Source organism: Akkermansia sp. BCRC 18949, assembly GCF_045011645.1.
Lineage (GTDB): Bacteria > Verrucomicrobiota > Verrucomicrobiia > Verrucomicrobiales > Akkermansiaceae > Akkermansia > Akkermansia massiliensis.
The window spans coordinates 1,908,883-1,930,984 of the sequence record NZ_CP123619.1 but is presented as its reverse complement, the minus strand read 5'-3'; the positions used below and the strand labels follow the sequence as shown (position 1 = coordinate 1,930,984).

Genomic DNA, 22,102 nt, shown 5'->3' with positions numbered 1-22,102 from the left:
TAATCGCTATTCTCTGCCCGCAGGGCGTCAATAGCTGTGTTCGTTGAGCTGGACCTTCCCGCGGAAGACCCAGTAGATGGCGGCGGAGTAGGCCAGGACGAGCGGCACGCCCAGGATGGCGATGTACGTCATCACGACCAGGCTTTCACGCGTGGAGGAGCCGTTGACGAGCGTCAGGGAGTTCTCCGGGTTGGGCATGGAATAGAGCAGGTTGGGGAACATGGCCGCCCCGAAGAGGGCCATCATGCAGCCCATGGTGGAGCAGGAGGCGACGAAGGCCCAGCCCGGACGGTTCCTGTGGATGAAGATCCAGATGGCGGTGATGGAAATGACCGCCAGCACTGCGATGCCGTAAATCCAGGGGGAGCGGTGCAGGGCCGCCGCTACGTGCGGCACGTACAGCAGGGTGGCCGCTCCGTGAAGGATGATCAGGACGGTGAAGATGATGACGCAGGGCCGGAGCAGTTTTTTGATCTGTTCCTGCAGGCTTCCCTGGGTTTTCATCAGGAGGTAGATGCCTCCGTGCATGGCGAACAGGGCCACCGTCGTCAGCCCCAGAAGAACGGAGTAGGGGTTCAGCAGGCTGAGGAAGGTTCCGGTGAAGTTGCCCTGGTCGTCCAGCGGAATGCCCTTGGTGACGTTCCCCATGGCTACGCCGATGAGCAGGGCGGCCAGGAGGCTGCTGATGGAGAAGGTGGTGTCCCACCCCCTGCGCCACCATTTCATGGGCTGCTTGCTCCGGAATTCGATGGAGACGGCGCGGAAGATGAGGGTGAGCAGCAGGAGCATGAAGGCCAGGTAAAACCCGGAGAAGACGGAGGCGTACACGTACGGGAAGGCGGCGAAGAGGGCGCCGCCCCCCGTGATGAGCCAGACTTCGTTTCCGTCCCATACAGGGCCCACGGCGTTTAGCGTGAGCCTTCTGTTTTCATCACCCTTGATGAAAAGCTGAAGGGCTCCGGTGCCCAGGTCAAAGCCGTCCAGAATGGCGTATCCGGAGAAAAGCACGCCGACGAGGATGAACCAGATGATTTGCAGGTCTGTAAGAGTAAGATTGTCCAACATGGTTTTAAGAGGGGCTGAAGGTTAGTCTTTGACGAAGGGGACCTGGAGCTTGCCTTCCCCGGTGCCGTCGTCTTCGTTTGCTTCCTGGTCCGGACCCTTGTGGATTTTATGGGTGATCTGATAGAGGAAGAGGGCCAGCAGCAGGGCATAAATGACGAAGAACATGCCCAGGGAGGAAAGGGCTTCCGCCGCGGTGAGGGTGGGGGATACGGCATGTTCCGTTCTCAGGATGCCGTACACGATCCATGGCTGGCGCCCCATTTCCGCCACGGCCCAGCCCACCTGGTTGGCTATTTGGGGGCCCAGCACGGAGAAGACGAAGCACCAGAGCAGCCAGCGCTTCTGGAAAAGCCAGCCTTTTTTCCAGCCCCACAGGCCCACCAGGAACAGGGCCCCCAGGGCGCAGCCGATCAGGATCATGATGTGGAAGGAGTAGAAGACGGGCAGGATGGGGGGGCGTTCGTCCTGCGGGATGTCGTTCATGCCGGTGATGGTCGTATCCAGGTCATGATGGGTCAGGAAGGTGAGCATGTACGGGATGGAGATGCCCGTCACTTCATGGGTGGACGGGTTCATCCAGCCGACGAGGTGGAGGGCCAGCGGAGCGCCGGTTTCCATCACGCCTTCCATGGCGGCGAATTTGGCGGGCTGGTGGATGGAGACTTCACGTGCGCTGGAGTCCCCCGTGATGCCCATGCCCACCACGCCGATGAGGCCGATGACCAGGGCCACCTTGAAGCTTTTTTCAGCTCCTCCGGTGAAGCGTTTTTTCAGGATGTACCAGGCGGAGACGCTGAGGACGAGCGTGGCCCCCGCCAGCCAGCAGCCGGCCAGCGCATGCGTCAGGCGGTCCACGGTGGACGGGTTGAACACCACGTCATAGAAGCTGGTGATATGGGCCTGGATTTTCCCGTTCACTTCCACCAGCTTGTACCCGGCGGGCGTCTGCATCCAGGAGTTCGCCACAATGATCCAGATGGCGCTGAAATGGGCGCCCAGGGCGACCATGCAGGAGGAGAAGAAGTGCATTTTGGGGCCCACCTTGTCCCAGCCGAAGAGCAGGATGGCCAGGAAGCCGGATTCCAGGAAGAAGGCGAAGATGCCTTCCGCCGCCAGAGGGCTGCCGAAGATGTCGCCCACGCAGCGGGAATAGTCAGCCCAGTTGGTGCCGAACTGGAATCCCATCACGATGCCGGAGGCCACGCCCAGGGCGAAGATGATGCCGAATATCTTGGTCCAGAATTTGGCCTGCTTGTGGTAGAGTTCGTTCTTCGTTTTCAGCCAGAGGCCTTCCAGCGCGACCAGAACCACCCCCAGGCCGATGGTCATCGGCGGGAAGATGTAGTGGAACATGATCGTAACGGCGAATTGAAGACGGGATAATAAGACCGGATCGTCCATGATTGCTTGGGGATGAGTGGATGTTTATGGAACAGGAGGCCGGCAGCCAAATACCGGTACCTTCATACTTTATACATCCCAAGAGGACCTTTGTTCAATTATTTTCCTTTTCCCTGAATAACTTTTTTAGATTGTATCTAAAAAAGAACGGTTTAGCACTGGATGAACACGTCCATCCCCTCTTCCGCCAGGGCAAAAAGATCCAGCATGTCGCGGGGGGAAAGGCGGATGCAGCCATGGGAGGCCGGGGCGCCCAGCAGGTCCGTATCATTGGTGCCGTGGATGTAGATGTAGCGGCTCCGCGTGTTGGCGTTGTGCGGTTCCAGGCCGTCCAGCCACAGGATGCGCGTCAGGATAAAGTCCGAATGTTCATCCAGGCTTTCCGGGATGGCGGCGGGGTAGCGGCCCGCCGGAAGGCGTGAGATGAAAATGGTGTCCTCCGGCTCTCCGTCCCCGATTTTTTGGCAGACGCGGAAATGTCCGGTGGGCGTTTTTCCGGAGCCCTCTTCATGGCCCGTGCCAGCTTTTCCGCTGGAAACGGGGCACCGGAGCAGGATGTTTCCGGATTCTTCCAGCACCAGCTCCTGGCGGGACAGGTCAATGCGTATGGAAGGGGCGGCCATGGGGGTGGAAAGAGTTGTCACGCTTGCTGTTCCATCCGGGCGATGATGGCCTGGATGGCGGCTGTCAACTGCCGCGCCACGCTGTTGTAGGCGGCCTGACCGCAGCCGATGGGGTCCGCAATGCTGCGGTTGTCCGTGTAGCAGGTGACCAGTCTGATCTTGTCCGCATGCTCGGGGAAATTGGCAAGCAGGGCGGCCAGGTGGCTTTCCGTCATGGCATAGACGTCCGTGGCGTTTTCCATCAGTTCTTCCGTGACGGGGCGGCTTTCATGGCAGGAGAGGTTGACGCCGTGCGCCTGGAGGACGTGGAGCGTTTCCGGGCTGGCCTCCTGCCCGTGCCATGCGGAAGTTCCCGCGGAACCGGCGCGCCATTCCGGATGATGCGCTGAAAGCTTCCGGAACAGGCCTTCCGCCATGGGGCTGCGGCAGGTGTTGCCGGTGCAGATGAAAAGGATGTGCTTGCGCTGTGTCATGAGTCGGGATGTTCTCTTTTGGAATGGTGGGGGATAGGCACCTCGTTGGGTTCCTGGTACAGGTTGTCCGGGGGGAGCACGTGCCCGGCTCCATTCCCCTCCGGCGGGGGGGCTCCGGCGTCTTCCTCCTCCTCTTCATCCGCATCGCGGGAGGGGGGGGAAAGCCAGGGAAACAGGCAGCCCGCCAGCACTACGCACAGCACCGCCGCCACGGGCGTCATGACGGGGAACCAGGTGTCATGGACGGAAAACAGGTACCACGCGATGACCGGGGCCGCCAGGATGCAGAGCCCCCAGATGGTGAAACGCCCCCGGCGCTGGAAACGGAGGGCCCATACTGCCAGGAGCAGGACGTCCAGCACGATGACCCACTGCACCCATACGGGGGCTACCGGAATCAGGACGGCCGGGGCCGGAGCCAGCGCCCCCATGAGGGTGCGGATGGTTTGCGCCGCCAGGAGGGCCTGTGCGTCCGGCGTGTCGGAAAGGGCGGACGGTTCGGAAACGAGAACCGCGTCCGCGGAAGAAAGCAGTTTTCTGACGGCGGTGGTATCCGGCGGCCGCAGGCCGGACATGACGGGGACGATCACCTCCTTGGTGTCCAGCATGGTGGGGCTGCTGTGTTCCGCCAGGGGAATGCGGCCATATTTGTCCAGCGGAACGGAACGCTTGCCGCCCAGGAAAAGGGTGTCGCCCGGAATGATTCTCACGTCGTCGGGTTTCAGGTCCAGCGCGTTCAGGGCGGCGGCCAGCGGAAGGGTGGGGATGATCTCCTCACCCCAGCGGATGAAAAGCGGCGGAGAAACCCTGTTCTCCGGGGAGGGGGAAAACAGTTCGTTGTTTTCCACGACGGTTCCCAGGGAGGGGGCTGCCGTGGTCAGTTGCGGAGCTTCCCCCACCAGCCTGTCCGCGCGAGGGAACAGGTCCGTCTTTCCCACGATGTTGGCAGCGGGAATAACCAGGCCTTTCCAGTCCGGCGGGAGGGGGGCGTGGCGGGAGGACTCGCTCATCTGCCGTCCCAGCGCCTTGTGGCGGAAGCGGTCCAGCTCATACCCCACGGCGGCTTTGACGATGCTGTCCGGCTCTTCCTCCCAGGCCATGGGAGCCATCACGTAAACATTCCTGGCCCCCTGCTCGTACAGGTGGCGGAACAGCACCGTGTAATCCATGGGATTGGGAGGATAGGCGGCAAAGCTGTTCAGGGAGGATTCCCGGTGCAGGGAAACCACGGGAAGCTGGGCCGTCTGCCCCTTGTTGAAATAATCGTAAGGCTGGAGGACGATGCTGCTTTCCGCATTCAGACCTTCCGGGCGCACGGTCCGGTACTCTCCTGCCAGGGAACGTTCCGCCGCTCGCTCATAACAGAAAATGGTGGGCGGAAGAAACACGTACCCCAGAATCCAGCCCAGCCCCAGGGAAATCTGGAACAGGGACAGCACAAGCAGGAATCTGGGGGTCAGCGTCATCAGGGGCAGGGAGAAAGATCATGCTAGCATGGCCGCCAGCGGTTCTGCAAGCGTGGAGCCGGGCAGAAGCTTCCGCAGGTGTTCCAGCCCGGCGGGAATCTGGGCCAGATACCAGGTTTTTCCCTGGTTGTGGCCGATGTTGGCGTAGGCGCCCAGCATCTGCATGAGCCGTTGCAGGGCGCAGGCGCGGAAGATGCGGTCATCCAGGGGCTGCCCGGAAATCTTTTCCCACTCCCTGATCAATTCCTTCGCCTGCTCCGGTTCCAGACGGGCATAGCCGTCATAAACCAGGGAGGCCAGGTCATACTCCGGGCGTCCGCCGCGCATGCCCTGGAAATCGATCAGCCAGGCCTTACCCGCGTGGATGTGCACGTTCTGGGACTGGCTGTCCCGGTGCACGGGGCATTCCGGAAGGGAGGCCAGAAATTGCGCCAGCTCTTCCAGGGCCGGATGGTTCAGGAAGGAATCCGTTTCCAGCCCCAGGTGGGCCCCCAGCAGGTGTTCCGCAAAATAGGATTGCTCCCAGCGGTACAGGGCTTCGTCAAAGGCGGGCTGGAGGGGGAACTCCTCCGGAAACGGGCAGGAGTGAAGCAGATGGAGCTGTTCCATGGCCCGGATGTAGCGCAGGCGCAGGGAGGGCCAGGACTCTCCCCGGAAGGCCAGCAGGCTGGCGTCTCCCAGGTCTTCCACCAGCGCGGCCCCGCAGCCGGGGCCGAGCGGTTCGTAGTCGTAAATCTCCGGCACGTTCACGCCGTGGGCGTGCAGGTGCCGGTCCGCGGGGATGAAGGAATCATTATCCGCGCGGTCATTGCCCCACCGGATGCCGATGCATGTGCGGGAGCCGAGGCGGATGCGGACGATGGTGCGGCCGGACGCTCCGAAAGCCAGGGTATGGAAATCCTCTTCCCGCGGAACGACGTGGAAACTCCGTTGAACCAGGCTGGACAATTCTTTCATGGAGGGGCGTGGCGGAAGGGCCTTGCGGAAAGGGGGCGGACGGAGGGCAGGGAAATCCTCCCTCCGCCGGAAACGATGAAGGGGATGAAATCAGGAGGGGAACTGGCGGTCTTCCCCGTAGCCGTAATGCTCCACGACGTAATCCACATCCTTGTCTCCGCGGCCGGAGCAGTTGACCAGGATAGCGCCTCCTCTGTTTTCCCGGGCCCACTTCATGGCGTAGGCGATGGCGTGGGAGCTTTCCAGGGCGGGAATAATTCCTTCATAGCGGGAAAGCTTGAAGAAGGCGTCTACGGCTTCCTCATCCGTGGCGGTAACGTAATTCACGCGGCCGATGTCGTGCAGGTAGGCGTGTTCCGGACCCACGGAAGGATAATCCAGCCCGCTGGCCACGGAATGGACCGGTCCCGGATTGCCGTCCTCGTCCTGGAGCATGATGCTCTCGAACCCGTGCAGGACGCCCTTGCTCCCGTAGGAGATGGAGGCGGAATGATCCCCGAGCCTGGGCCCCTTGCCGAGCGGTTCCACGCCGTAAATATCCAGCGGGTCTCCCAGGAAGGCGGTGAACATGCCCATAGAATTGCTGCCGCCGCCCACGCAGGCGCACACCGCGTCCGGAAGAAGCCCCGTCATTTCCATGAACTGCTCCCGGGCTTCCACGCCGATGCACATCTGGAAATCGCGCACCATCTGCGGGAAGGGGTGGGGGCCTACCACGGAACCGATGCAGTAAATGGAATCCTGATAACTGTTCAGGTAGGAATCAAAGGCGGAATCCACGGCTTCCTTCAGGCTCTGGAGGCCGTGCGTGACGGGCACCACCTTGGCGCCCAGGATTTTCATGCGGGTGACGTTGGGGGCCTGCTTGGCAATGTCCACCGCTCCCATGTGAATCTCACACTCCAGGCCGAAGAAGGCGGCAGCCGTAGCCAGGGCCACGCCATGCTGCCCGGCGCCCGTTTCCGCAATGATGCGTTTCTTGCCCATGTATTTGGCGAGAAGGCCTTCACCCATGCAGTGGTTCAGCTTGTGGGCGCCCGTATGGTTCAGGTCTTCCCTTTTCAGGTAAATCTGGGAAGTGCCCAGGTGGCGGGAAAGGCGTTCGCAGTGGTAAACCGGGGTGGGGCGTCCCTGGAACTGCTTGCGGATGCGGCGCAGTTCATTGATGAACTGGGCGGAGTGGGCTATCGTCTGGTAGGCTTCCGTAATTTCTTCAAAGGCGGGAACAAGCTCGTCCGGCAGGTAAACGCCGCCGTATTCGCCAAAACGGCCCTGGGCGTCCGGAAAATTGCGTAAATAGGTATGGAGATCCATGGTCTGTTGCATTCGTGACTGCCAGTATTTAGCACGATGCCCCAGTTCAGGCAAAAACAATCTCCGCAGGAAGCCCTTTTAAAAAAGCGGGGAAGGGAAAAATCATCCGCAGGGGGGAGCGGAACGGACCAGTCCGGAAGGCCGGAAATCGGGATGGGACCGGACAGGGATGCCGGGGATGGCCGGTTCATGGGGAATCTCCGTTTTGAGGCCGTGAAGAACGCGGCCTGCTCCTGCTGCAAGGGAAGGAAGCTTCTCCCTGTTCACCACGCTCCTGAATAAATAGTAAAAGAAAGGGCAGGCGTTGCCGGAGATTCGGCTTCCGGACTTTTTTACCCGGAAAAGAACGGAGGGAAGAAGGCCGGAAATCAGGCCAGGCGGCGCTTCCTGATGGATTTTCCGGTATCGGCAAGCGTCTGCCGTGCGTCGGGGTCCGCTCCGGCCATCAGGGCGGCCAGGTCCCGGACGATATTCTGGCGCATGCGGTCCACCAGGTCGCGCCCTTCCTGGGTGATGGCGACCATGATTTTGCGGCGGTCCTTGGCCGCGCTCATGCGTTTCAGATAGCCCATCTCCTGAAGTTTGTCCACCATGCCGGTGGCCGCCGCCGTGGAATGCCCCATCTTCAGGGCAATGCTGGACATGCTCAGGAAGTCCTCGCTGGCCAGGTAGGTCAGCAGGAAAAACTGGGGATAGGAAACCTTGCCCTCATTCAATTCTGAAGAAAGATTCAGAATGCAGGAACGTTGCGTGAACAGGATGAAATCCGCCAGCTTGTTTGCTTCTTCGGAAATGGAGCTCATGGTCGTGGTGAATGTCTGGGGTAGGTTTGGTAACGGTGCCGTCCGGAGGCTTGGCGGCGGTTCAGCCAACCTACCGCCGCCGCCTTCCGCGAGCAAGTCAAAAATATAAATTTTTATTAAAATTTTACATTTGCAGATAATAAGCCTTTTGATGGTATTCCGGATACAATATGTTGAATGTTAATAGAATGATTGTATTTTGAGGATAGAATGTGAATAACATGTTAAAAATAGTCGTAAGCTGTTGATGAATGAAAGTTTTTTCCGGAACTGCCGGGAAACCGGCATAAATCTGGCATAAAAGGGCGCGTCAGCATGACAAGCCCGGACCGGAAAGAGGCCTCATGCAAGGGCTCTCCATGGGAAAGGGAGGCCTGTTTCAGAAAAGTTTTATACGGGTGCGCACCAGGAAAAACAGGATGCTGCCGCCTTTGGAGGCAGGTCCCGTCATCAGTTCTGGACTGCCGGAGAAGAGAAAAAAGCCGGTTCTACCCCCGGAAATTTTTATGGATGCCTGGCGGGCATCGGCAGGCATGGCTCCTTGTTGGGTCCGGGCTGCTTTATTTGCCGGACAGGAATGAAGGCAGGGAAAACCCCTTTAAACGGGCCTGGAAGGGGGCAGAAAGGGAAAGACGGCGGGTTCAGCCATGCCGATGAACAAGCGTGTTCTAGGTACGTCTGGCAGCGAACGCTTCCCCCTGGAGGAACCAGTGCGTCCCGTCCTCCGTGGCCATGTTTCTCCAATGGAACGTATTTTCCGTAAGTTCGGAAAAAATCCATTTCATCTTTTGCCCGGTAATTTCCGTCAGGACAATCCGGCTGCCTTCCTTTCTCGCTTCCAGCCGCGTGGCTTCTCCGGCCACACCGTAAAAAATGTCCCATGTCCGTTGCTGGGGATTGTAAATTCTGATCGTCGTGCCGTAGGCGGCGTCCGGCCAGGTTTTGATCTTCCGGGCCTCCCGGGCAGGGCAGATGAACACATCCTGGACGGCCATGCCTTCCAGGACCCATGAAAAAATCCATTCCCCTTTCACGTGGCGTTCATGCTCCGTGCCGTGCCCGTCAACCCATTCAATATCCCAGGTTCCGACGAGGGGGCCGAACCAGTTGTCCTCCTCCGGAATGAGGCTGTTTTTCCCCGGGCTCACCAAGGCTGTTTCAAAATCATTCATCTTTAATAATTCCATTTAAAAAGTCGGTTACACGTCCAGGCGCATTGTCCGGGATGCTGTTGTAAAATGTTCACGCTCGTAAAATCTTCTGCCGCTGCCGTTATTCTCCCATACCGTGAGTTCCTGGTGTTCCTGGTTTCGTGATTTTGCCCAGCGTTTGACTTTATCCAAAAGCAGGCGTCCAGCTCCATTCCTCCTGTATTCCCGCATGACGAAAAAGTCTATGATGCAGCCATATTTATGAGGAACTACGGAAGGATAGGGAGGTGGCGCGTTTTCTTCAACATGCACGAATCCGATAACGGCATTGTCTCTTTCCGCGATCATGATATCGCCGCTGCCGCTTTCAATCACAGGATTCGGGCAATCTCCCGTTTCAGTTGCCGCAACGCAATTTTCCGGTAGCTGGGCAGCATTACAGGCAAAAAAATCATCATATAGAGCGCTTGTTTTTTGGACATCCTCCCTTGCAGCCGGCCTTATCTTGATGTTCATGCGCTCCTGATAGCCGAACTGTTCTGCCGGCCATTCTCCGGAAAAGCGTTTTCATGGGGAAAACGTGCCGGAGAATGGCCGGAAAAGCGCCTGAATGAGTTAATTGGCGGGAGGAGGGGTAAAGGTGCGGGCCGCCAGCTCCTTGTCCATGAGCAGCATTCCCTGGCCTTCTCCCTTGATCATGCGCAGTTTGCTGATGATGTCCTTGACGGTTTCTTCCTCTTCCACCTGTTCACTGACAAACCAGTGCAGGAAAATATCCGTAGCGAAGTCCTTTTCCTCCTTGGAGAGGCGGACCAGGTCATTGATGCGGCGCGTGACCTCCTGTTCGTGGGACAGCGTTTCTTCAAACATTTCCAGAATGTTGGACCAGCTCGCGGCCGGGGCATCGATGGACAACATGGTAAACTGGCCTCCGCGCGCCAGAAGGAAATCGTAAAATTTCAAGGCATGGGCGGTTTCTTCCTGGTACTGGACGCGCATCCAGTGGGCGAACCCCGTCAGGCCGGCGTCCTGCAGGTAGGCGGACATGGCCAGGTAAAGGTTGGCTGAATACATTTCCCATTTGATTTGCTCATTAAGAGCGGTTGCCATTGTTGTACTGATCATATGTAAAATCCTGTTGATTTCCTTTTCTTCTACAAAACAAAGTCCGCAGAATCAAGATAATCCTGCGGACTGTATGACGGGGGAATTCGGGAAAGGCGTCAGGCTTTTGCGGCAACCGTCTCCGGAACATTTTCCGCAGGAACCTCTTCCTCCACGGGAGGGGCGGCTGCTTCCGCAGGCTCGGCTGCCGTTTCAGTTTCTTCAGCGGGTTCCTCCCGGGCTGCCGGGGCTTCGGAAGAAGGGGTGTCCTCCTTCTGCTCCTGGGGCGCGGCGGCTTCCGCCACCGGCATGTCCGGCGCTTTCTCTTCCGGTTTCTGCTTCTCCTTGGGAGCCTTTTTGGGAGAGGGGGCCTGGGCCGGAACGGCCTTCGGACGGCTGACGGTGTTGTTGGAGAAAACCAGAATGTAGCCCTGTTCGGACAGCCAGAACAGGTCGCGGACCAGATTCTGCTGTTTTTCCGTAGCCTGGGCCACTTCCTCTTCCGTGGCCTTTTCCGGGTCCGGCACGGGGGCCAGCTCCCTGAGCATGGCGTCCACGCCCTTGCCCGGATTGTTGGCCGCCCAGGTGGCGATGGACATCAGGGAATCCGAAAGAACGGTGCCTTCTTCCATGGCCTTGGGGCGTGCCGGGCCGGTGTAATGGTTGCCCTTCCACTTGAAAATGGGCATGTGGTGGCGCGCCAGCCCGTGGCAGAGGTTCGGAATCAGCATGCTGGGATGGCGGCGCGTGGTGCCGGACAACTGGATCAGGTGCGCCCACAGGCCGGGGGAAAGATGGTTTTTCTTCACGGCTCCGTTGACGAACACCTTGTCCGTGACGTCATAGCACTCTTCAAAGTGGTTGGACTCGAAATCCTGTTCCACGGCGGCGGGGGATTCCAGAAGAACCTCGGAGGCGCCTTCGCGGACGGGCTTCCAGGCGGTGCGCTTGGAAACGGCTTCCTGCCATGCCTGCACGGCTTCCTCGCTCTTGTCCGTCACGATCTTGGAACGGAATGCCTCAAAGGGCATGCTGGCAAACTTGGTACGGTGCAGGTTCATCAGGGCGGACTGGTAGCCGTGCCAGTTGACGGGGCCCACCAGTTCATTGTTCAGGGAACACTTGGCAATCGCCTTGAAATCGCCCTTGGGCGCTTCCACTTCCTGTTCCACGGACTCGTAATACTTGGGCATCCAGGAAGACTGCCAGAGATGCTTGACGGCCTCCTGGCGGGAAATGAAGCAGGCTCCGTCGCCGTGCTTGCAGTGGTAAAGGTCCGGGCCGTTCTCCTGCTTCATGAACACCAGGTCATAACGGTCGTAGGAACCCATGACCACCTTGGCAAGGTCCAGCAGGGAAATAGTGCGGCGGTGCTTCTGCACCTCCTGGTGCAGGGCGGCCAGGCCGGAATCCACGGGGCGCAGCTCCACGCGCAGGCCTTCGGCCGGTTCCGCCATGGGCGGGCGGGGCGCCTGTTCGCGGCGGTCTCCGTCGCGGCGCGGGCGGAAGGAACCGCGGGTGCGGTCTTCCCTGTTGAATCTTCTTTCACCATTCTGACCGTCAAAACGGCGTTCCCCCCGGGGCTGGCGTCCTTCGCGGCTGTCGCGCCGCGGACGGCGGTCGCCTCCCTGCCTGTCGCCGGACCTGCGTTCCGGATAGGACGCGGAACGTTCCTGACGGGCTCCCGGTCTCGCCCAGGCCGGACCGAATTGGAAGTCGGCCAAGCCGGAAAGGTCCGGAATTTGCTGCTTGGGGTCTGTGGAAGGAGTTTCTTCGGTCATCATGTACGGGTTGTTTCAATAGCAACTAAATGAGGTAGATGGCAATCATTTTACGTGCAAACAGGCCGAAAATTGTTCAAAATGTCATGAAATGCATCTGGAAACGCAAATATTTCCGGTGCATTCTTCCAATCCAACCTTTGTCAAATTCTCTATTATGGATAAAATACGTCAACGCCTTTCCGATCTTGGTTACGCCATTTACGATGCGCCCGCGCCCGTGGGTTCCTACGTGCAATGCGTGCGTACGGGCAACCTGCTTCACCTCTCCGGCGGCATCTCCGTGAACGGGGAGGACAAATACTTCGGCAAGGTAGGGCAGGACTTGACGGTGGAAGAAGGGCAGGCCGCCGCGCGAGCCGCCGTTCTGAACCGCCTGGCCGTCATCGTGCAGGCCGTGGGCTCCCTGGAAAAGGTTTCCCGCATTGTGGCCGTGAACGGATTTGTGAATGCCGGCCCGGATTTCTACGACCATCCCAAGGTGCTGAACGGCGCGTCCGACCTGCTGGTGGAAGCCTTTGGCGAAATCGGCCGCCACAGCCGCACGGCCGTGGGCGTGTCCGCCCTGCCGCTCAACGTGGCGGTGGAAATAAGCATGGTTGTGGAAGTCTGCGGCTAGGGATTTAAAAACCGGAAGGGGATTCGTGCTTGAATCCCCGCGGCATTCCTGTAGAGTGCCGTCCGGTCAATGCCCTCGTGGCGGAATGGTAGACGCTGCAGACTTAAAATCTGTTGTCCGCAAGGACGTACCGGTTCGAGTCCGGTCGGGGGTACTTCGCTGAATAACAATAAATTATGTAGATAAAAGGCTCGCTTCTGGCGGGCCTTTTCCGTCTTCAAGCATACGGAAATTACCGCTTTTACTTGTATCTCCGGTCAACAATAGTTACCTGAAGAATGTGTTGAAAGGAGCCTCCCCCAGTACTGCCGGGTGGGGTATTCTCCCTGTTTTGCGATGAAATCATCTGGTTTTCCGTGAAAGGCCCCGGGGCATTTATGTTCAAGCGTCCCTTGCAGGATTGCGTAGTGACGCTGTCCGGGGTCCCGGACAGCCGGGCACATGGAATTTTGGGTAGGAGCCATTTTTTGTTAGAGGTCCGGTGTTGGCCCATTCCTTCTCTTATTGACCAAAAGGTTTTTCCATTTTATATTGGAACCCATTCCGGGGGGGTCCCTGCCGGCTTTCCGGTATCCATCCCCACACCCTATGATGACCATGAATTTGAACAAACTCTCCGTTTGGGCGGTGGGCGCCTGCCTGTGTGCGGCTTCCATTTCTCACGCCGCTGCCGCTGGAATTGACTCTTACGATGCCGCTTTAAAGAAGGTAAAGGAAGTGAAGGCGGCCCTCGACCCCTTAAAGTCAAAAAACAGGCTGAAGAACTGGGTGAATCTCGGGTTGCAGCTGGAAGGCTTGAAAAAGGGAAGCGACGTGAATGGCAGGGACGCGATGACCTGGTCTCCACTCGCCTGGGCGGCGTATGTGGGAGATAAGGAGATTTTTGATTACCTGCTGTCCAAAGGCGCCAACCCCAAGGCTGTGGACCAGTACGGCATTTCCATTTTCATGAGAGCCGTGGAAGGGGGCAATATGGACATTGTCAAGTATTTGATGGAAGAATGCAAATATGACGCCAATGAAAAGGACCGGGAATTCGGCACGACCGCCCTGATGAGAGCCGCAACGTGCAGGCGCAATGACATTCTTGCCTACTTGATTGACAGGAAAGCCAGCGTGAAAGCCAGGGACAAGGGAGGCCGGAATGTGCTGGCGTATGCCGCTGATGGCCGGAATATGGAGGGAATGGAAATGCTGGTGGCTAAAGGAGCGGATTTGAATGGCACGGACAAGGAAGGCCACTCCATTTTGATGAAGGCTTCCGAGCGGGGATGCCTGGATATGGTCAAGTACCTCGTCAAAAAGGGAGCCAAGGTAAAGGGAAAGACCAGGCATGGAAAAACCGCGCTGATCTATGCCGCGGAGGGCGGTTATCTGGATGTGGCGGGATTTCTGGTGGATCACGGAGCGGACATTAAGGCAAAAAATAAATGGGGTGATACAGTGCTGGATATCAAAACGGTGGATCCTGCGGTTAAGAACTATTTACATTCAAAGCTTAAAGTGAAATAGAGCGTCTATGCTGGCAGGAGCCGTTTATTGGATGGGAAAGCATTTGGATCGTGGCTGGAACAGGAAGGGCAGGATAGCCGTTTTCATTTTGAAAGCGGCGGGAGGCGCCTTTCTGGCGCTGGCCTTGTTGTCGGCGGGAGCGGAGTGGTACATAGCTTCCGCTTCCGGAGGCAGGGTTTTTGAGCATTCCGCGGATGTTCCGGTTCGCGCTCCTGCCCTGGTGCTGGGGTGCTCCCCTACGTTCATGGGAGGTCCCAACGGGTATTTCTATAATAGAATGGATACGGCGGCGGAACTTTGGAGGGCCGGGAAGGCGACGGTTTTTGTCGTTTCCGGGGACAATAGCTCCCACGCCTACAATGAACCGGAATGGATGAAGCAGGCCCTGGTGGAGCGCGGCGTTCCGGAGGACCGGATTGTGTGTGACTTTGCGGGGCTGCGGACGCTGGATTCCGTCGTGAGGATGAAGGAGGTCTTTGGCGTTTCAACCATGATCGTCGTTTCCCAGGCCTTTCACAATGAACGCGCCCTGGCGATCGCTGCACATGAGGAAATGGACGCGTGGGCCGTCAGCGCCCCGGATGTTCCCAACCGCAGTTCACGCATTAGAAGCTGGTTCAGGGAGCGCGCGGCGCGCGTATGGATGATGCTGGACTTGTGGCTGTGGGGGCGTGAACCCCGGTTCCTGGGGGAACCCGTGGCAGTGCCGGAAGTAAAAGGGGAAAAATGATCAACGCCTCATGCGGCATGGAGCGTCATGAGGCGTCTTTTTTCATGCGGAACGGCAAACCTGGGGAGTGCCCGTACCTTGGTCCATTAAGACTGGATGAATCAATCGTGCCGGTTACGCGGGGAAATCTGCCATGGGGATGGGGAATGGTCCAGAAGGCCTGAGTGAACAATCCGCCACGGAAGGCGGCCGGATGGAAAATAAGGTTCGCCGGGATAGCTCCTTGTGGTAACGTGGACGCATGGATGACGCTGGTGAAACGGTCCGTAATGCGCTGCCTCCGCAATGGCTGGAATGGGCGGTGGAACTTCAGTTTATGGCCCAGGCGGGGATAACGTATGCGAAAGACCCCTATGATCTGGAGCGTTTCCAGCGGTTGAGGGAAATCGCCGCGGAAATCATGAGCGCCAAATCCGGGCTGGATATGGATACGGTCCGGGGGCTGTTTTGCAGTGAGACCGGATTTCAAACGCCGAAAATGGATACCCGCGCGGCCATCTTCCGGGAAGGTAAAATATTGCTGGTGAAAGAAAAAGGTTCCGGCTTGTGGTCCATGCCGGGCGGCTGGGTGGATGTGAACCAGTCCGTGCGGGATAACACGATCAAGGAAGTGCGGGAAGAAGCCGGACTGGAAGTGGAAGCGGTACGGCTGATAGCCCTGCATGACCGCAACAGGCACAACCCTCCCCCCTATGCGTACGGGGTTTGCAAGGTCTTTGTATTATGTGAAGAAAAGGGCGGCTCCTTCCAGCCCAATCTGGAAACGTCTGAAAGCCGCTGGTTCGGACGGGATGAACTGCCTCCCATGGCTTTGGAAAAGAACACGCCGGAACAGGCGCTGCTGTGCTTTGATGCGGCGGACGATCCCTGCTGGAATCCCGTGTTTGATTAAAAAAGGGAACATATACGGCAAAATCATTGACTCTTTCCGGGAAAGTGCTATGCCAGTTCCAGCGGCTTGCGAAAAGCGGGCTGTTTTATTCCGGCTGTAACGTTCCCTTCTTCTAGCGGTCAGGAAGGCCGTCTCTCCAACGGCAAAGGCTCGGTTCAACTCCGGCAGGGAATGCCATCCGCCCTATGGCATCATAGGAACCGGTTTTTTGTCTTGATGCCTGTTGCCGGCAATTCATTGTCCGTGAAGATGTGCGCTTTTTGGCGCATGCCCCAGGCGCATTTCTTCGGAATGCCTCCTTTTCCGAAAGAATTTTCCAGCCCTCGGAAATTCAGGTTTCTTTTTCCTTAATTTTCCTGTTTTTTCATTGCGGTCCTCTTCAATTGCGGCATTTTGAACCCGGAATATTCTGGTTGTTCCTGTGAGCGTGGAAAGCGGTTTCATTTTTCAGGAATGGCGGCGTTTTTCGCCTTTCCATTTTGTTGTTGTTGCATTCATGAAAAGTGCGGATTTCAAATCCGCCGTCAATGACGAATTAATATTTTTTCATGCGGATCAGATACTTGTGGTTGAATATATAAATGGCAGCGCTTCCGCAAGGCGGCGTGAAAGGAAATTTTAGAATCATGCAAGTTATTTATCATCATTGATGATGAGCGTTTTTCTCCGGAAAGTCAGATGCCGGATTTGAAATCCGGTAGTTTGCGGGCGGAGCCATGTATAAGTTTTTTGGAAAACGCGTATTGGATATTGCCATATCCTTATGGACATTGATAATCGTATCGCCTCTTCTGGCCGTTATATCCATAATACTCCTGGTTCATACGCGGAAGTCTCCGTTTTTTTTCCAGACGCGTGTGGGGTACCGCGGGAAATTGTTCAGGGTTTTTAAATTCAAGACCCTGACGGATGCCCGTGATTCGGAGGGGCTCCTGCTTCCGGATGACTTGAGGTCTTTTCCGCTGGGAACTTTTTTACGCCGCTATTCCCTGGATGAACTGCCTCAGCTGGTCAACATTATCAAGGGAGACATGTCCATTGTAGGCCCCCGGCCATGGATTCCGGATCAGCTGGATGTTTTTCCCGGCCGCTGCCGCATGGCGCGCTGTTCCGTCCGGCCCGGATTGACCGGCATGGCCCAGGTATACGGAAGGAACGGAATCCCGTTCTACAGGCGGTTGTGCTACGACATCGTTTACGCCCGGAATGTGTCCCTGTTCATGGACGCCAGGATCGTTTTCCAAACCGTTGTCCGGTTGCTGGCCCATAAGGACGTCCGGCAGTGCGAGGACGCTTTCAGGAATATCTCGGGCAGCATGCTCATCAGGAACGATCTTTCCGTGTCTGTGCCTTTTCCGTCCAAGCAGGAAGAATCCTGATTATTTATCCATTTAAAACCATAACCTTATACCTTAATGATGATAAACCGCCCCTCTCTCTTTTCTCCCGGAATTTTCCGGCTGGCCTCCCTGGCTGTCTGCTCCCTGTTGCTGGCCTCCTGCGTCAATCCGAAAGAGGTTCTCTATATCCAGGACATTACGGGTGAGACCCGGCAGGATATAGTCACCAAATACCAGACGACTATTCAAAAAGACGATCAGCTTTATATTTCCGTCAGCAGCAAGCAGCCGGAACTGACTACCCCCTTCATCATGGCGGAAATGGGCAATTCCATCTCCAACAACACCGGCAATTCGCGGCCCAAAGGGTACCTGGTGGACGACGAGGGATATATTGTCCTGCCGGTCATCGGGAAGATGAAGGCCGCCCGGAAGACGTGTTCCCAGCTTGCCCACGACATTTCCGCAAAGCTCCGCAACAGTGATTACATCAAGGACGCCTCCGTCAACGTCCAGATCATGAACTTCAAATTTTCCGTTCTGGGAGAGGTGAATAATCCCGGCTCCTACCAGGTGGACGGCCAGCGCGTCACCATTTTTGACGCCATCAGCCGGGCGGGAGATTTGAATATCGACGGCAACCGGGACATCGTGCTGATCCGGGAAATGGAGCGTGACCGGAAGATCGTCAAGCTGGACCTGCGCAGCAAGTCCATTTTCTCCTCTCCTTATTACTATATCCGGCAGAATGATATTATTTATGTCACTCCGTCAGACCGCAAGATCAACATGAGGAGCGAAAGCGCCCAGTACTACGCCTGGGGCCTTTCGGGCCTGTCCCTGCTTATCGCCGTCATCGCCATCAGCCTGTAAGACGCTTCATCCTGTTTTCCTTCCATGCCCGTTTCAGTGATACAGCCTGAGGACAACGATATTTTTTCCTTCCGGTTCATTTTTTCCACGGCCAGGAGGTATTGGCCCTGGATTCTGGCGTGCGCCCTGCTGGGCGGGGGGCTGGCTTATTTCATCTGCGCCCGGCAGGGGTATCTGTACCAGAAGACCGCCCGCATCATGCTGAGGGATGACAAGCAGAAGAATGCCCAGGTCTCGGAAATCATTCTTTCCGATCTGGGGTTCAAGCCGGGGGAGGCCAACCTGGCGAACGAGAGCTATGTGGTCAAGTCCTCGGAGGTGATGAGCCGTGTGGTGAAGGGGCTGGGGCTCGACGTCTCCTACTGGGAAAAGCGGAATATCCGGGAAGTGGATCTTTACCATACGACTCCCCTGAAGGCGGAGTTCAGTGAACAGGTGGCGTTTCAGCCTTGTTCCCTGGCGGTTACTCCGCTGAATGGCCGGGAATTTTCCCTGTCTTACCGGGCGAAGGAGAGCGGGGAAAACGTTCTGCACGGAAAGTTCGGCGTTCCGCTGAAGCTTCCCTTCGCCACGGTGAATGTATGCCCTACTTCTTATTTTTCTTCAGGCAGCATGGGAAGGACCATTTTCGTGGAGCGCGTTTCCGTGAAGGAGGCCACCGACGGAATGCTGGGCCGGCTGAGCGTAACGCGGCCCGATTCCAAGGAAAGCAGCCTGCTGGAGCTGACGTTGAGGCTTTCCCATCCGCAAAAGGCGGAAGACGCCCTGAATTACCTTATTGAGGTTTACAATGACCATTCCAGGCGGGAGAAGCAAATGGCCGCCTCGCGGGCGGAGGATTTCATCGTCAAGCGCATTGGAAAGCTTGGCGGCCAGCTCGGCGGCGTAGACAAGCAGGTGATTGACTACAAGCGCCACAGCCGGATCGTCAAGGACATGAATACGACGCTGGATGCCACGTTCAACCGGGTGCAGGAGATAGGGACGGAACTTTTTTCCACCAGGACGGAGTTGATCCAGGTGAAGGTGCTTGCCAGCCTGCTGGCGGACCGGAGCCGCCAGCAGGACATGATCCCCGCCAATATAGGCATTCAGGATGCGGGAATTGCCAAGCAGATCGAACTTTTCAATGACAATTTCCTCCAGCATAAAAAGTTGTTCGCCAGCGCGGGAAGGCAGAATCCCATGGTTTCCTCGCTGGCGGAGAACATGAAGGAGATGCGCGAATCCATTGGCCGTTCCATCGCCAATTACTGCAACGCGCTGGAAGTGAGGATGGGTGAACTGGAAAAGGAGCGGAATGAACTCAACCGGCTTTTGTCGGACATGGCCTCCAAGGATGAAGGCCTGGTCCCTCTTCTCCGGGAGCAGAAGGTCATGGAGGAACTTTACCTGATGCTGCTGAAAAAGAGGGAGGAAAACGCCCTGGCTCTGGCCACGACGGAACCAAGCGCCCGCATTCTGGAACCTGCGTTCGGCTCCAATGCTCCCGTAGCGCCCAAACTGTCCCTGATGACGATGGGCGGCATGGCCGGAGGCGCCTTTGCAAGCCTTTTGGTCCTGCTGGCCGGGAACGCCCTGAATACGAAGGTGCGGGATAAGAAGGACCTTGCCGGAGTGACGGACCTGCCGCTGGCAGGGGAACTGCCCCTGCTTTCCGGAAAGGAGCGGAAAAAGCTGCCCCTGGTCGTCACGAATGGCCGTTCCTTCATGGAAGAATGCTTTCACATCCTCCGCAACAATGCGGAACTTATGCTGCTGCCCAATCCGGAGGAAGCGCCCCGCGTCCTGTTCCTGACGTCCACGAGGGCGGGGGAAGGGAAGACGTTTACGGCCCTGAACCTGGCCGCCGCGTATGCCCAGACCGGGAAAAAAGTCCTTCTCATTGATGGAGACCTCCGCAAGGCCAGTCTTTCCGCCTTTTACGGAGGGAAGAATACCAGGGGCCTTGTGCACCTGCTGATGAATCCGCAGGCCTCTCCGGATTCCGTCCTGCAATCCGGCAAAAGGTTCCCGGGATTTGACCTGGTGACGGCAGGTCCCGTTCCCCCCAATCCCGTCGCGCTGCTGACCCGGGGCCGTTTGGAAGAACTGCTCCGGTACTGGCGCGCCCGGTATGACCGCATCATTCTGGACGGCTGCCCGTATGAGGCCGTGGCGGATGCCTCCCTCATGGCGCGCCATGCGGACCTGGTCCTTTATGTCATCAGATGCGGCATGATCGAGAAGCAGTACGTCCCCGCCATCCAGGGGCTGGCGGACAAGGGCGAATTCCGTTCCGGAGCTATTATCCTCAATGCGGAGAATTTCAAAAACTCCCGTTTTCATTACTACAACGAATATTCCGAAACTGACGGATAGCGTCGTTAACTGTCCTCTGCGTTGATCACTCCCTTTTCTTCAGCATTAGCCCCATAGCCTTTTTCCCGGTATTTTCTTCTTCCACCGTTTCATGAACACCGTCTCCAGAGTGATAAGGAACACAGGATTCCTGTATATGAAAATGGGCGTCACCATGTTCGTTTCCCTGTACGCGACGCGCCTGGTCCTGAATGCCCTGGGAGTGGACGACTTCGGCATTTTCAACATGGTGGCGGGCGTGATTGCCATGCTGGCTTTTCTCAACGCCAGCATGGCGGCGGCTACCCAGCGCTTCATGAGCTACGCGGAGGGGGAAGGGGACCCGGAGAAGCAGAAAATCGTGTTTAATATCAGCGTGGTGCTCCATCTTGCCATTGCCGTGATGGTCGGAATCCTGCTGTACGCTGCGGCCCCCATCCTGTTCGGGCATGTTCTCAATATTCCGGAGGACCGGGTTTTTGCCGCCAGGTGCGTTTACTGGGCCATGATCGCCAGCACCGTGTTCGGCATTCTGGGCGTTCCCTGTGAAGCCATGCTGAACGCCCATGAAAATATGCTGTATTTCGCCGTCATAGGCGTTCTGGAATCTTTCCTGAAGCTGGGGGCGGCCCTGCTTGTCGTTCATGTGCTGGCGGACAAGCTGGTTCTGTACGGGGTGTTGATGGCCGGGATTTCCATCCTTGCCATGACGGCTATGCTTGTTTATTGCCGCAGGAACTATGCGGAGTGCGTGATTGCGCCGCGGCGTTACTGGAAACGCGGCGTTTTCCGGGAAATGGGCAGCTTTGCGGGGTGGAATTTCACGGTTTCCGCCAGCAGCATGCTGTCGGAATACGGCGTCGGCATCGTCCTGAACCACTTTTTCGGCGTTGCCCTCAATGCGGCGCAGGCCGTCGCCCAGCAGATCAACGGGCAAACCATGGCTTTTTCCGGGACCATGCTGAAGGCCCTGAATCCGGTCATTTCAAAAAGCGAGGGGGCGGGCAACCGCGGCCTCATGCTGCGGGCCTCCCTGTCCGGCTGCAAATTCGCCTACCTGCTCATGGCGGTTTTCGCCATTCCCCTGATTCTGGAGGCTCCGGGACTCCTGGGCCTCTGGCTTCATTCCGTCCCCGCCTGGGCGGTCCTGTTCTGCAGGCTCCAGCTTGCCAGAACCTTGCTGGAACAGCTTTTCCTCAGCCTGGGGTCCGCCATTTACGCGGAGGGGAACATCCGCCTGTACACGCTGGTGAAAACGGGTTCCGGGATTCTTTTCCTGGGCGCTACCTGGGGATTCTATCGCATGGGATCGCCTCCCTGCATGATGTATGTGGCCGCCATTCTCTTCGTCACCGTGCCGGGGGGGCTGCTGGCCCTTTCCATCTGCGTACGGCGCCTTGGCCTCAGCCTGCGGGATTTTTCTTTCCAGGTGCTGGCGCCGTGCCTTGTCCCCAGCGCGGCTACGTTTGCCGCGGGCATCCTCCTGTCCCGGATTGATGCGTCGCTTTCTCCCGTTCCGGTATTGTTCCGCACCTGCTCGCTCCTGGTCGTCTTCCTCCTTTTCCTCTGGTTTTTTTCTCTGGACGGCAGGGAGCGCGGCACCCTTGTTTTTTTCCTGAAAAGCGCCTGGAGGAAAATTCAGTTTTCCAAATAATTCC

General features: G+C 57.6%; 22 protein-coding genes and 1 tRNA gene. 9 read left to right on the top strand and 14 right to left on the bottom strand.

Annotated features, from left to right (window positions below):
• Positions 1–27 precede the first annotated feature (27 nt).
• From cydB to P8A25_RS08075, 13 genes are all read right to left on the bottom strand, one after another.
• A complete protein-coding gene (cydB, locus tag P8A25_RS08135) occupies positions 28–1,065 on the bottom strand; it encodes a cytochrome d ubiquinol oxidase subunit II (protein WP_102721798.1) in 1,038 nt (345 codons plus the stop codon).
• A gap of 21 nt (positions 1,066–1,086) precedes the next feature.
• Positions 1,087–2,466: a cytochrome ubiquinol oxidase subunit I gene (locus P8A25_RS08130; protein WP_404838652.1), complete on the bottom strand. Its 1,380-nt coding sequence runs from the start codon at positions 2,464–2,466 to the stop codon at positions 1,087–1,089.
• A gap of 152 nt (positions 2,467–2,618) precedes the next feature.
• Positions 2,619–3,089 (bottom strand): L,D-transpeptidase, encoded by a 471-nt coding sequence (locus P8A25_RS08125; protein WP_102721797.1) that lies wholly within the window; start codon positions 3,087–3,089, stop codon positions 2,619–2,621.
• A gap of 17 nt (positions 3,090–3,106) precedes the next feature.
• On the bottom strand, positions 3,107–3,562 hold the full coding sequence (locus P8A25_RS08120) for a low molecular weight protein arginine phosphatase (protein WP_022396760.1): 456 nt from the start codon (positions 3,560–3,562) through the stop codon (positions 3,107–3,109).
• Complete coding sequence (locus P8A25_RS08115) at positions 3,559–5,028, bottom strand: hypothetical protein (RefSeq protein ID WP_215442307.1); 1,470 nt, start codon at positions 5,026–5,028, stop codon at positions 3,559–3,561. The genes P8A25_RS08120 and P8A25_RS08115 overlap by 4 nt, the downstream gene beginning before the upstream one ends.
• A gap of 18 nt (positions 5,029–5,046) precedes the next feature.
• Positions 5,047–5,985 carry an aminoglycoside phosphotransferase family protein gene (locus P8A25_RS08110; RefSeq protein WP_102721795.1) on the bottom strand — a complete coding sequence of 313 codons (939 nt, stop codon included), beginning with the start codon at positions 5,983–5,985 and terminating at the stop codon, positions 5,047–5,049.
• Between the two features lie 90 nt (positions 5,986–6,075).
• Positions 6,076–7,299, bottom strand: coding sequence for a tryptophan synthase subunit beta (gene trpB, locus P8A25_RS08105; protein WP_022396763.1), 1,224 nt, complete (start codon positions 7,297–7,299; stop codon positions 6,076–6,078).
• A 368-nt stretch (positions 7,300–7,667) separates the two neighbouring features.
• Entirely contained in the window at positions 7,668–8,102 is a 435-nt protein-coding gene (locus tag P8A25_RS08100; protein WP_102721794.1) for a MarR family winged helix-turn-helix transcriptional regulator, read from the bottom strand.
• A gap of 379 nt (positions 8,103–8,481) precedes the next feature.
• Entirely contained in the window at positions 8,482–8,637 is a 156-nt protein-coding gene (locus P8A25_RS08095; RefSeq protein WP_215442308.1) for a hypothetical protein, read from the bottom strand.
• Between the two features lie 133 nt (positions 8,638–8,770).
• Positions 8,771–9,274 carry a hypothetical protein gene (locus P8A25_RS08090; RefSeq protein ID WP_215442309.1) on the bottom strand — a complete coding sequence of 168 codons (504 nt, stop codon included), beginning with the start codon at positions 9,272–9,274 and terminating at the stop codon, positions 8,771–8,773.
• Positions 9,275–9,301: 27 nt separating this feature from the next.
• Entirely contained in the window at positions 9,302–9,769 is a 468-nt protein-coding gene (locus P8A25_RS08085) for a GNAT family N-acetyltransferase (RefSeq protein WP_215442310.1), read from the bottom strand.
• A 99-nt stretch (positions 9,770–9,868) separates the two neighbouring features.
• On the bottom strand, positions 9,869–10,378 hold the full coding sequence (locus tag P8A25_RS08080) for a ferritin (protein ID WP_180970932.1): 510 nt from the start codon (positions 10,376–10,378) through the stop codon (positions 9,869–9,871).
• A gap of 98 nt (positions 10,379–10,476) precedes the next feature.
• Entirely contained in the window at positions 10,477–12,141 is a 1,665-nt protein-coding gene (locus tag P8A25_RS08075; protein WP_215458350.1) for a hypothetical protein, read from the bottom strand.
• A 154-nt stretch (positions 12,142–12,295) separates the two neighbouring features.
• Between P8A25_RS08075 and P8A25_RS08070 the strand changes: the two genes are divergently transcribed.
• The 5 genes from P8A25_RS08070 (at position 12,296) to P8A25_RS08050 (ending at position 15,891) form a co-directional block, all read left to right on the top strand.
• Positions 12,296–12,757 (top strand): RidA family protein, encoded by a 462-nt coding sequence (locus P8A25_RS08070; protein WP_102721838.1) that lies wholly within the window; start codon positions 12,296–12,298, stop codon positions 12,755–12,757.
• A 71-nt stretch (positions 12,758–12,828) separates the two neighbouring features.
• A tRNA-Leu gene (locus P8A25_RS08065) sits at positions 12,829–12,911 on the top strand.
• Between the two features lie 443 nt (positions 12,912–13,354).
• Entirely contained in the window at positions 13,355–14,269 is a 915-nt protein-coding gene (locus P8A25_RS08060) for an ankyrin repeat domain-containing protein (RefSeq protein ID WP_180971495.1), read from the top strand.
• A gap of 31 nt (positions 14,270–14,300) precedes the next feature.
• Positions 14,301–14,999, top strand: a complete 699-nt coding sequence (locus P8A25_RS08055) for a vancomycin high temperature exclusion protein (RefSeq protein ID WP_215443099.1) — start codon at positions 14,301–14,303, stop codon at positions 14,997–14,999.
• Positions 15,000–15,240: 241 nt separating this feature from the next.
• Positions 15,241–15,891 (top strand): NUDIX hydrolase, encoded by a 651-nt coding sequence (locus P8A25_RS08050; protein ID WP_215443097.1) that lies wholly within the window; start codon positions 15,241–15,243, stop codon positions 15,889–15,891.
• A gap of 234 nt (positions 15,892–16,125) precedes the next feature.
• Here the strand turns inward: P8A25_RS08050 and P8A25_RS08045 are convergent, their stop codons facing one another.
• Positions 16,126–16,335 (bottom strand): hypothetical protein, encoded by a 210-nt coding sequence (locus tag P8A25_RS08045; protein ID WP_146021116.1) that lies wholly within the window; start codon positions 16,333–16,335, stop codon positions 16,126–16,128.
• Between the two features lie 272 nt (positions 16,336–16,607).
• Between P8A25_RS08045 and P8A25_RS08040 the strand changes: the two genes are divergently transcribed.
• The 4 genes from P8A25_RS08040 (at position 16,608) to P8A25_RS08025 (ending at position 22,098) form a co-directional block, all read left to right on the top strand.
• Entirely contained in the window at positions 16,608–17,270 is a 663-nt protein-coding gene (locus P8A25_RS08040; RefSeq protein ID WP_251827948.1) for a sugar transferase, read from the top strand.
• 36 nt (positions 17,271–17,306) lie between these two features.
• Positions 17,307–18,104 carry a polysaccharide biosynthesis/export family protein gene (locus tag P8A25_RS08035; RefSeq protein WP_102727461.1) on the top strand — a complete coding sequence of 266 codons (798 nt, stop codon included), beginning with the start codon at positions 17,307–17,309 and terminating at the stop codon, positions 18,102–18,104.
• A gap of 36 nt (positions 18,105–18,140) precedes the next feature.
• The gene (locus tag P8A25_RS08030; RefSeq protein ID WP_215443093.1) at positions 18,141–20,465 is read left to right on the top strand and encodes a polysaccharide biosynthesis tyrosine autokinase; all 2,325 of its coding nucleotides are present in this window, start codon (positions 18,141–18,143) and stop codon (positions 20,463–20,465) included.
• 136 nt (positions 20,466–20,601) lie between these two features.
• A complete protein-coding gene (locus P8A25_RS08025; RefSeq protein ID WP_146021117.1) occupies positions 20,602–22,098 on the top strand; it encodes a hypothetical protein in 1,497 nt (498 codons plus the stop codon).
• The last annotated feature ends 4 nt before the right edge of the window (positions 22,099–22,102 follow it).